Genomic DNA, 9723 nt, shown 5'->3' on the forward strand with positions numbered 1-9723 from the left:
CGCCGCCCTCCAGCCCACGAGCACGACGTCTTGAAAGGACGACACCGATGACGCAGGACCTGAGACGACAACGACGACAGCGGCGCAGGCGGACGACCATCGCCGGCACCGCCCTCATGGGCCTGGGCCTGACGATGGCGGCGCAGTCCGCGATGGCCGGCGACGAGCCCGGCGGCTTCAGCGGGGCGGTCCGCAACTACGGCGTGTTCGCGGGCGCGTCGCTGCTCGACAACCGCATCAACCTGCGCGCCAACGTCGCGGAGGGCGTCGCGGTGGCCGACAGCGCGGGCCTGAGCCCGTACCAGGGCACCGGCGTCGGCTCCTACGCCGTCCCGTCGTCGATCGCGAACGACCCGGAGTCGCGCTCCTACGCCCGGGCCTCGCCCATCGGCGCCGGTGCCGTCGGGCTGAACCTGCAGATCGTGAAGGCCGAGTCGGCGGCGACCACCGTCGTCGACGGCCAGCGCGACGACCAGGACTTCGGCAACCTCACCATCCCGACCCTCGGGTCGCTCGAGGCGCTGACCGGTGCCGCGGAGGCGCGCTGGAACGCGCAGACCGTCGCCCAGGGCGGACGCCTCTCCTACGCCGAGACGAACACGGGCAAGCTGACCCTCATCGACCCGACCCTGGGGTTCCCGCTGCCGGGCTCGATCTTCCCGGTCGGCGAGGCGGACCTCGGGCAGAACACGAGCGAGGTCAGCCTCGTGCCCGACAGCGCCGTCTGCCCCGACGGGTTGGCGCTCCAGAGCGAGGCGACGTGGAACTTCGCCGACGTGCAGCTGTTCGACGGGCTGGTGGCCGTGTCGTGGGGCGGTGACGCGGGTGGACCCGACGACATCGCGCGGATCGTCGCGAAGGCGAACGGCAAGCCGGCGGGCGCCACGCTGGAGGTCCCGGAGCTGCCGGACATGCAGATCAAGATCGGCGACGCCGCGCTGAAGCTCGAGCCCGGTCTGTCGATCGAGCTCAGCCAGGTCTTCAACGGCTCGCCGGTGGGCGAGTCGCTCAGCCGGCTCGTCGACGGCGAGCTCAACTACGGCGGCATCACGAACGTGGTGGAGGCGTCCGACGGCACGCACGCCGCGGGCTCCATGAACGGTCTCACGGCCGACCTCACGATCGCGCCGATCCCGGGCGTCGCACCGAACGGCCTGGGCTCCGCGGAGCTCGGGTTCGAGCGGGTCGACGTCGACGCCAAGGCCGCGTCGGGCGGCATCAACTGCACGGGCGGCACGGACAACTCGGGCACGGACAACTCGGGCACGGACAACTCGGGCACGGACACTCGGGCACGGACAACTCGGGCACGGACAACTCCGGCACGGACAACTCCGGCACCGACAACTCCGGCACCGACAACTCCGGCACGGACAACTCCGGCCGGGACAACTCGGGCACGGACAACTCCGGCCGGGACAACTCGGGCACCGACAACTCCGGCCGGGACAACTCGGGCACCGACAACTCCGGCCGGGACAACTCGGGAGCTGACAGCTCGGGTGCCAGCACGTCGGGCGACGACGACACGGGCGGCACCTCCGGCGCCGACACGTCGGGCGCCGGGCAGTCGGCCGGCAAGGACCAGATCGCCGGTGGTGCCAACGGGATCGGGTTCAGCGCCTCGGCGTCCGGCATCAGCAGCGGCGCCGTGGGCGGCCCGCGCGGGGGCTACCTCCCGAACACCGGTGGCCCGGTCTCCGTGCCGCTGCTGCTGTGGGGCCTGGCGCTGACCGCCCTCGGTGGAGCCACCCTCGTGGCGGGTCGCCGCGGACGAGGAGCCCGGGCCTAGCCGCCGGGCCGAGCTCCCGCCGCCCATCGAGGCGGGTCGGGGTCGGTGCCGCCGTCCGTGAGGACGCCACCGACCCCGACCTGCCTCCGACCGAGGAGTGCAGATGACGAGCGACCCGCAGCAGCCCGCCCGACCGCTACCGCGCGGCGTCCGCCGAGTCCTGGTGGCCGTGGCCGTCGCAGCCGTGGCGCACACGATGGTCGTGGCCTTGTGGATCCTCCCGGACAACCTCGTCACCGAGCAGGTCTCCGGGCGATGGCTCGACGCCTACATCGAGCCCTTCTTCGAGCAGAGCTGGTCGGTCTTCGCGCCGATCCCGAAGCGCGGGACCATCGACCTCGAGGTGCGCGGTCGCGACGGTGACGGCTGGACCTCGCCGTGGGTCTCCCTCACGGCACCCGAGCGCGACCAGATCCGCTACTCGCTCGCGCCCAGTCGCTCCGCCCTGCTCACCCAGACCCTCGCGGGCTCGCTCAACGGCGCCTACGGCGCCCTCTCAGACGACCAGCGCGACGTCGTCTCGCAGCACGACACCGCCCGCACGCTGCGCAAGGCCCTGCTCCGACGGACCGTCACCTTCCGTCCGGTGCGCTACGGGTGGCGCAACGTCGTGCCCGTGCCGCAGCCCGACCGTGGCGTGCTGCAGGACCACCTGGCGCGGGTCGGGGTGCGGCCATGAGGGCGGTCGGCCAGCGACGCATCGACCAGCGCCGCGAGACGTCGAGGGTGGCGGAGGTCGTCGACCGGCTGTGCACCCAGCCGTACGGCCTGCACAGCCTCGCGGCGTGCCGGATCCTGCTCGGCATGATGTACGTCGGGGTGCTGCTGTCGAACCTGCGCGACCGACGGCTCCTCTGGGGTCCCGGGTCGTCCTGGATGACGCCCCTGCGGGAGGGCTACGGGTTCGACGGCTGGCTCGTGGGCCTGCAGCACCTGTCGGGCGGATGGTTCGACCTGTTCTACCTCGCGGTCTTGGCGGCCGCGGTCTGCTTCACGCTCGGCCGCCTCACCCGCACGGCGGGGCTGCTGCTCCTGCTCGGCTCGATCCAGCTCGTCGAGTCCGCCCCGTTCCTCGGCGACCAGGGCGACAACATCGCGCGGATCGGCCTGTTCTACCTGTTGTGGACGCGCTGCTCGGTCGTCTGGTCGTGGGACGCGCGCCTGCGGTGGGGTGGGATGGACTCGACCCTGCAGTACCTGGTGTGGACGCGTCTCGGTCTCGCGCGGGTGCTCGACCGCGACGCGGCGCGGGCGGTCGGCACGTTCGTCAGCAACGTGGCGCTCGGGCTGCTCATGGCGCAGATCGTGATGGTCTACGTGACCGCCGGCCTGTACAAGGCGCGCGGCGGGCCGTGGCAGTTCGGCACGGCGCTCTACTACCCGTTGTCGCTGCCGGAGTTCCGGCCGTTCGGGTTCCTCAACGACCTGCTCGTCGCCCAGCCGGTGCTCCTCGCCCTCGCGACCTGGTCGGTCGTGCTGCTGCAGGTCCTGTTCCCGCTGACGCTGCCGTGGGCCCCGGCGCGGCGCGTGGCGCTCGTCGGCATCGCGGGCATGCACCTCGGCATCGCCCTGCTCATGGGCCTGCCCTGGTTCTCCCTGTCGATGCTCGCCTTCGACACACTCTTCGTCAGCGAGCGCACGCTGCTGCGCGTGCAGGCGTTCGCGGTCGACCGGTGGGACGACCTCGTCATCGCCGTCCAGAGCCGGGTGCGGAGGACCGCATGACCCGTCGCGCCTCCCGCGCGCGGTCGGTGCTGGCCGCCGCGGCCCTGGTCCTCCTCGCCGGCCTGTGCCTGACGGGCTGCTCAGGTCGCGACGACGACGCGGCGCGGGAGCGCCACCCTGTACCGAAGGCCGACGCGTCCACCGCGTCACGGGAAGCGACACCGTCGGCGAGCGCCATGACCGACCCCCACGTGGGTGCCGCGCTCGAGCGGCTCCGCGCGGCGTCGCGAGCCGCGCACGTGGCCGGTGCGACGAGGATGACCGGGAGCAGCAGCACCGCGGGGGAGCGCGGGACGGTGCAGGCGTCGGGCGACCTGCGCAGCGGCGCCTGGGAGGCGACCGTCCGGGCACCGCGGACCCGGCTCGAGGTGCGCAGCCGCTACAACACCACGTGGGTGCACGCCGACCGCACGTTCTGGTTGCGCAGCGGGTACACGCCGGCGTCCGCTCGCGCCGGCGCCCGTGGCTGGGTGCTGATGGAGCGGTCGGCCGGGGACCGGCTCCGCGACCAGCTCGACCCGGGCCGGGTCCTCGGCCGCGCCGCCGCACTGCGCCCCGCCGACGTCGCCCGGGTCCGCGCGGACGAGGACCGGTACGAGGTGGTCCTCGACGACGACTCCGGCGCCCGCACGACGTTCGTCGTGACGCGCCGGGGGACCCCCGTTCTGCGGTCCGTGCGTCTCAGGGGTGAGGGGGTCCGCGCCGACTTCGACCTGCGGCTCCTCCGCGAGCCGGTGGTGGTGGCGACGCCCCGACCCGACGAGGTGGTGCGACCGTGAGCCGCGACGACGCGGGGGCCCCGGGCCGGGCGGCACGTGCCGTCGTGCTCGTCATCGCCGTGCTCGCCGTCGTGGTCCTCTTGGCCGGGTGCGGCGGTGACCGCGAGCCTGCTCCGCGGCCCGCGGCACGGGCGACCTTGAGCATCGCGCTGACGGACTACTGCGGGACGCTCGAGAGCCTGCGTGACGCGAACGCCCACCCGCCGCCGGCGCGGGAGGTGGCCCGCACCCTCGGCCAGCGACTCCAGGTGCTCGAGCGCACGTACGACCACCTGGCGCGCCTGGAGACCGACCGGACGAGCGAGGCGGCCTACCGTGCCGTCACGCGCGACCTGGGCGCCGCGCGCGGGGCCCTCGAGAGCGCAGGAGGCGACCTCTCGAACGAGGGTGTGCTGCTCGCGCTCGCGCAGATGCGGGACACCCTCGCGCGGTCGTTCGCGACCCTCGACCCGCGCCTGCGTCGACGCTGCGGGATCACCGCCGAGGAGCTGGCCGGCACGCCGCTCGACCCGCCGACCACCCCGGGGTCCGGCCGCGCATGACGCCCCGTGCCCCGTCTCGGATACCGTGGGTCTCTCAACTGCCGCCTCCCACGCGGCCGAGGCGGAAGGTGGTCACGTGCGCGTCGCCCTGTTGTCGTACCGCAGCAAGCAGCACGTGGGTGGCCAGGGCGTCTACGTCGAGCACCTCAGCCGCGGCCTCGTCGAGGCGGGCCACGACGTCGAGGTGATCTCCGGGCAGCCCTACCCCGTGGGCCTCGACCCCAGGGTCCGGCTCACGCGGCTGCCCAGCCTCGGCATCTACGACGAGCCCGACCCGTTCAAGCCGCCCGCGCCCTGGACCCTGCGCAGCGTCCCCGACGTCGTCGAGTGGGTCCTCAGCGTCACCGGCGCGTTCGGCGAGCCGCTCACGTTCACGCTGCGTGCCGACCGGCACCTGCGCGAGCGCGTGGACGAGTTCGACGTCGTGCACGACAACCAGAGCCTCGGGTGGGGGCTGCTCGCGCTGCGTCGCCGGCTGCCGCTCGTGGCCACGATCCACCACCCCATCAGCCGCGACCGCAAGGTCGAGCTCGAGGCCGCCCGCGGCTGGCGCAGGCTCTCGGTCGCCCGCTGGTACTCCTTCGTCGGCATGCAGGCCCGGGTGGCCCGACGGCTGCCGTTCGTCGTCGGCGTGTCCACCGTGGCCACCGACGACACCGTCACCGACTTCGGCATCGACCCCGAGCGCATCCGCGTGGTGCCGCTCGGCGTCGACACCGATCTCTTCACCCCCGCCGAGGCAGCCGACCGCGTGCCCGGGCGCATCGTCGCCGTCGCGTCGGCCGACAAGCCGCTGAAGGGCGTGGCCCACCTGCTCGACGCGCTGGCGAAGGTCCGGGTCGAGCACCCCGACGTCGAGCTCCAGCTGGTGTCGACCGTGGAGCCCGGTGGGGCCACCGACCGACGCATCGACGCGCTCGGCCTGCGTGACTGCGTGACCACGCACAGCGGCGTGGAGGCCGAGCACATCGCCGACCTGATGCGCTCGGCCGAGGTCATGTGCGTCCCCTCGCTGTACGAGGGGTTCTCGCTGCCGACCGTCGAGGCGCTCGCCAGCGGCACCGCCGTCGTGGCCAGCCGGGCGGGCGCGATCCCCGAGGTCGTCGGCGACGGCGAGGACGGCGACCCGTGCGCCGTGCTCGTGGAGCCCGGCGACGCCGAGCAGCTCGCGGCGGCCATCTCGGCCCTCCTCGACGACCCCGACCGACGCGCCGCCCTCGGCGCTGCCGGCCGGGCCCGCGCCCTCCGCAGGTTCGCCGGCAAGGAGCAGTGACGTGCTGACCGTCGACTTCGACCGCCTCCGCGTGGGCGCCCGCACCCGGTTCATCGACGTGGGTGCCGGTGCCGGCCGCCACAGCTACGAGGCCCTGCGCCGCGGCGCCGACGTGACCGCCTTCGACCTCGACGAGGTCGAGCTGAAGGGCGTCGACGAGATGTTCGAGGCGATGCGCCTTGAGGGCCAGGTGCCGGAGTCGGGCCGCGGGACCGTGCAGGCCGGCACCATCCTCGACATGCCCTACGCCGACGGCAGCTTCGACGTCGTGCTCGCCTCGGAGATCCTCGAGCACGTCCCCGAGGACGTCCAGGCGATCAGCGAGCTCGTGCGGATCCTGGCGCCGGGCGGCACGCTCGCCGTCACCGTGCCGCGGCACTGGCCCGAGAAGGTCTGCTGGATGCTGTCGGATGAGTACCACGCCAACGAGGGCGGCCACATCCGCATCTACAAGGCCAGCGAGCTCGACGCGAAGCTGCGCGCCGAGGGCCTGGTGCACACGCACACCCACCACGCGCACGGCCTGCACGCGCCGTACTGGTGGATCAAGTGCGCCGTCGGCGTCGAGCGCGACCAGCACCCCGCCGTCCGCGCCTACCACCGGCTGCTGGTGTGGGACATGATGAAGGCGCCCCGCACGACCCGCGTGGCCGAGAAGGCGCTCAACCCGCTGCTCGGCAAGAGCGTCGCGCTGTACTACACCAAGCCGCTCGCCTGACGTGACGCTCCCGACCACCCGCTGGGGGCCGCTCCCGCCGGCGGGGACCGCGCTCGCCCTGCCGGGCGTGCTCGACGCCGCGCAGGTGCAGGCCACCGCCGACACCATCGTCGCCGTGCAGCGGCCGGACGGGTCGATCCCCTGGTTCGAGGGCCACCACCTCGACCCGTGGGACCACCTGCAGGCCGCGATGGGCCTGGCCGTCGCCGGACGTCGCGACGAGGCCGAGGCGGCGTACGCGTGGAGCCGCACCGCGCAGCGACCCGACGGGTCGTTCGCCACCGAGTACGTCGACGGTGTGGTCACGGTGCCCGCTACCGACGCGAACTTCACCGCCTACGTGGCCACGGCGGCCTGGCACCACTGGCGCCTCACCGGCGACGTCGCGTTCGTCGAGGCGATGTGGCCGACGGTACGGGCCGCGCTCGACGTCGTGCTCGAGCTGCAGGAGCCGGCCGGTCCGGTGCGCTGGTCGCGGGGGGCCGAGGGCGACGTCGCCGACGAGGCGCTCGTGACCGGCAACGCCAGCATCCACCTGAGCCTGCGCTGCGGGGTCGCGCTGGCCGAGGTCGTCGGCGAGGACGTGCCGGGCTGGCGTGACGCCGCCGTGCGGCTGCGTCACGCGCTCGACCACGAGCCGCACCGCTTCGCCGACAAGGCCCGCTTCTCGATGGACTGGTACTACCCCGTGCTCGGCGGCGCCCTGCCCGACGCCGTCGCGGCGGCGCGCCTGGACGCCCGCTGGGACGACTTCGTCGTGCCCGGCTTCGGCGCCCGCTGCGTCGACGACAGCCCGTGGGTCACCGGGGGGGAGACCTGCGAGCTGGTGCTCGCGCTCGACGCGGTCGGCCGCGACGACGACGCGCGCCGCATCCTCGGCGAGATCCAGGTGCTGCGCCGCGACGACGCGACCTACTGGACCGGCTACGTCTACCCGGACCAGACGTACTGGCCGGTCGAGCAGACCACCTGGACCGCCGGCACCGTGCTGCTCGCGGTCGACGCCCTCACTCGCACCACGCCCGCGAACGGCCTGTTCCGCGGCGACGGCCTGCCGCTGCTGACCACCGACGAGGAGCGCCCGTGAGCGAGCTCGACCTGCCCAGTGATCTCCGCAGTGTCGCCGACGACGTCCGCGGCTTCCTGCCCGACGAGGAGGCCGACGCCCTGCGCGAGGCGGCCGGCGAGCACCTGCGGCCCGGGGGCGTCGCCGTCGAGATCGGCAGCTACTGCGGCAAGTCGGCCGTCCACCTCGGGCACGTCGCCCGGCTCCGGGGCGCCCGGCTGGTGACCATCGACCACCACCGCGGCTCGGAGGAGCAGCAGTCGGGGTGGGAGTACCACGACACGTCGCTGGTGGGGGCCGACGGACGGATGGAGACGTTGCCGTTCCTGCGCGAGACGCTCTCGCGGGCGGGGCTGGAGGACGTCGTCGACGTCGTCGTCGCGCGCTCGCCCGACGTCGCGTCGTGGTGGGGTCGCGAGCTGGACCTCGTGTTCGTCGACGGTGGCCACACCGACGAGCACGCGCAGGCCGACTACGACGGGTGGGCCCACTGGGTGCGTCCCGGTGGTGTGCTCGTGATCCACGACGTCTTCCCCGACCCGGCCGACGGCGGCCAGGCGCCGTACCGGATCTACCGGCGCGCCCTCGAGGACGGCTTCGCCGAGGTCGCCCACACCGGCTCCCTCCGCGTCCTCCGCCGCTGACCGCCCTCCCCACCCCCGCTGAGTGTGACGTTTGGGGCCCAGATCACCGCGATCTGGGCCCCAAACGTCACACTCAGCGAGGGAGGGGTGGCTCGATGAGGGCGTTGAGCCGGTCGATGAGCTGCTGGAAGCGCTGCTTGGTGTCGGCGTCGACGGTCTCGAGGACCCGCGACCGCTCGCGCAGGAGGTGGGCGGCGGGCTGGAAGCGGTCGAAGCGGTGGCCCAGCACCGTCTCGGCCTGGTGGACGATGCGCCGACGTGGCGGGGTGCGCAGGAACCGCTTCCCGACGAGCCTGCGGTGCGAGAGCACCGGACCCCCGGACTCCGCCAGGAGCCGCAGGTACCACTCGGCGTCGAACAGGTCCTCCAGGTCGGCGTCGAGCGTGCCGGTGAGGTCGGTGAGCGGCACGAGGTGGTCGGTCGAGATCGCCCCGCGGTTCACGAGCTCCTCGACCGCGCCGCGCGACCCGGCCGGACCGTCCATCAGCACCGTCGCCGACGTCGCGGTGGTGCCGAGCAGGGCGAGCGTCGTCGGCAGCCCCGACGCGCCACCCATCGGCGTGACCGTCCAGCGCGGGTCGAGCGCGCGGCCGCCCTCGGACCGCAGCAGGTCGCCCATGACCGCGAGGTAGGTGACGTCGGACGGCGATGACACGAGGAGCTGGTGCGGGCTGCTGACGAGCGTGCGGGCGAGGTCGGCGCCGAGGGCGGCGAGCAGCGGAACCGTCGTCTCCGGACCGGCGGTCCACAGCTCGGAGCTGACCGTGGTGCCGCGGTCGCCGACGTTCTCCAGCACTCGGCACCGGGAGAGCCGGCCCGCGTCGACGAGGTACGGCGAGTGCGTCGAGTACACGACCTGGTGGTGGGGCTCGAGCTGCTCCTTCAGGTAGCGCAGCAGGTCGCCCTGGGCATTCGCGTGCAGGTTCATGCCCGGCTCGTCGAGCAGCACGACCCGGCGCTCCTGCTCCGCGAACTCCGAGAAGGCGGCGAGGAAGGAGAAGAACCAGAGGAACCCGCTCGAGCGCTCGGCGATGTTGAGGCTCACGCCCCGGCGCTCGTCGCGTACCCGGACGTGCAGCCACGGCTCCGGCGACGCCAGGCCGACCGTCTGCAGGTCGAGCTCGACGGACAGGTCGCGGTTCTGGCTCCAGTAGGCGAGCAGCTGGTCGGTCAGGCGCGTCGCA

General features: G+C 73.5%; 10 protein-coding genes. 9 read left to right on the forward strand and 1 reads right to left on the reverse strand.

Annotated elements, in window-relative coordinates; all coding sequences use genetic code 11:
• Nucleotides 1-47 precede the first annotated feature (47 nt).
• The 9 genes from A6Q79_RS10785 (at nucleotide 48) to A6Q79_RS10825 (ending at nucleotide 8539) form a co-directional block, all read left to right on the forward strand.
• On the forward strand, nucleotides 48-1733 hold the full coding sequence (locus tag A6Q79_RS10785) for a hypothetical protein (RefSeq protein ID WP_317698176.1): 1686 nt from the start codon (nucleotides 48-50) through the stop codon (nucleotides 1731-1733).
• Between the two features lie 162 nt (nucleotides 1734-1895).
• Nucleotides 1896-2471, forward strand: coding sequence for a DUF5819 family protein (locus A6Q79_RS10790; protein ID WP_317698178.1), 576 nt, complete (start codon nucleotides 1896-1898; stop codon nucleotides 2469-2471).
• Nucleotides 2468-3517 (forward strand): HTTM domain-containing protein, encoded by a 1050-nt coding sequence (locus A6Q79_RS10795; protein ID WP_286691059.1) that lies wholly within the window; start codon nucleotides 2468-2470, stop codon nucleotides 3515-3517. The genes A6Q79_RS10790 and A6Q79_RS10795 overlap by 4 nt, the downstream gene beginning before the upstream one ends.
• A complete protein-coding gene (locus tag A6Q79_RS10800) occupies nucleotides 3514-4296 on the forward strand; it encodes a hypothetical protein (protein ID WP_286691060.1) in 783 nt (260 codons plus the stop codon). Before A6Q79_RS10795 ends, A6Q79_RS10800 begins: the two co-directional genes overlap by 4 nt.
• Nucleotides 4293-4838, forward strand: coding sequence for a hypothetical protein (locus tag A6Q79_RS10805; protein WP_286691061.1), 546 nt, complete (start codon nucleotides 4293-4295; stop codon nucleotides 4836-4838). Before A6Q79_RS10800 ends, A6Q79_RS10805 begins: the two co-directional genes overlap by 4 nt.
• 76 nt (nucleotides 4839-4914) lie before the next feature.
• A complete protein-coding gene (locus A6Q79_RS10810) occupies nucleotides 4915-6111 on the forward strand; it encodes a glycosyltransferase family 4 protein (RefSeq protein ID WP_317698182.1) in 1197 nt (398 codons plus the stop codon).
• 1 nt (nucleotide 6112) lies between these two features.
• Nucleotides 6113-6829, forward strand: a complete 717-nt coding sequence (locus A6Q79_RS10815) for a class I SAM-dependent methyltransferase (protein WP_067854050.1) — start codon at nucleotides 6113-6115, stop codon at nucleotides 6827-6829.
• A gap of 1 nt (nucleotide 6830) precedes the next feature.
• Nucleotides 6831-7916, forward strand: a complete 1086-nt coding sequence (locus tag A6Q79_RS10820; RefSeq protein WP_286690712.1) for a prenyltransferase — start codon at nucleotides 6831-6833, stop codon at nucleotides 7914-7916.
• Nucleotides 7913-8539, forward strand: coding sequence for a class I SAM-dependent methyltransferase (locus tag A6Q79_RS10825; RefSeq protein WP_286690711.1), 627 nt, complete (start codon nucleotides 7913-7915; stop codon nucleotides 8537-8539). The genes A6Q79_RS10820 and A6Q79_RS10825 overlap by 4 nt, the downstream gene beginning before the upstream one ends.
• A gap of 73 nt (nucleotides 8540-8612) precedes the next feature.
• Here A6Q79_RS10825 and A6Q79_RS10830 read toward each other — a convergent pair.
• Nucleotides 8613-9723 (reverse strand): AAA family ATPase (locus A6Q79_RS10830; RefSeq protein ID WP_317698186.1); only part of this gene is annotated, 1111 nt, incomplete at its 5' end.

The organism is Aeromicrobium sp. REDSEA-S32_B7, from assembly GCF_001626145.1.
GTDB classification, from domain to species: domain Bacteria; phylum Actinomycetota; class Actinomycetes; order Propionibacteriales; family Nocardioidaceae; genus Aeromicrobium; species Aeromicrobium erythreum.

What these genes read in the sequence shown, in the direction of transcription:
- A6Q79_RS10790 (WP_317698178.1), top strand. Translation starts at nt 1,896, where the DNA reads ATGACGAGCGACCCGCAGCAGCCCGCCCGACCGCTACCGCGCGGCGTC.
- A6Q79_RS10800 (WP_286691060.1), top strand. Translation starts at nt 3,514, where the DNA reads ATGACCCGTCGCGCCTCCCGCGCGCGGTCGGTGCTGGCCGCCGCGGCC.
- A6Q79_RS10795 (WP_286691059.1), top strand. Translation starts at nt 2,468, where the DNA reads ATGAGGGCGGTCGGCCAGCGACGCATCGACCAGCGCCGCGAGACGTCG.
- A6Q79_RS10785 (WP_317698176.1), top strand. Translation starts at nt 48, where the DNA reads ATGACGCAGGACCTGAGACGACAACGACGACAGCGGCGCAGGCGGACG.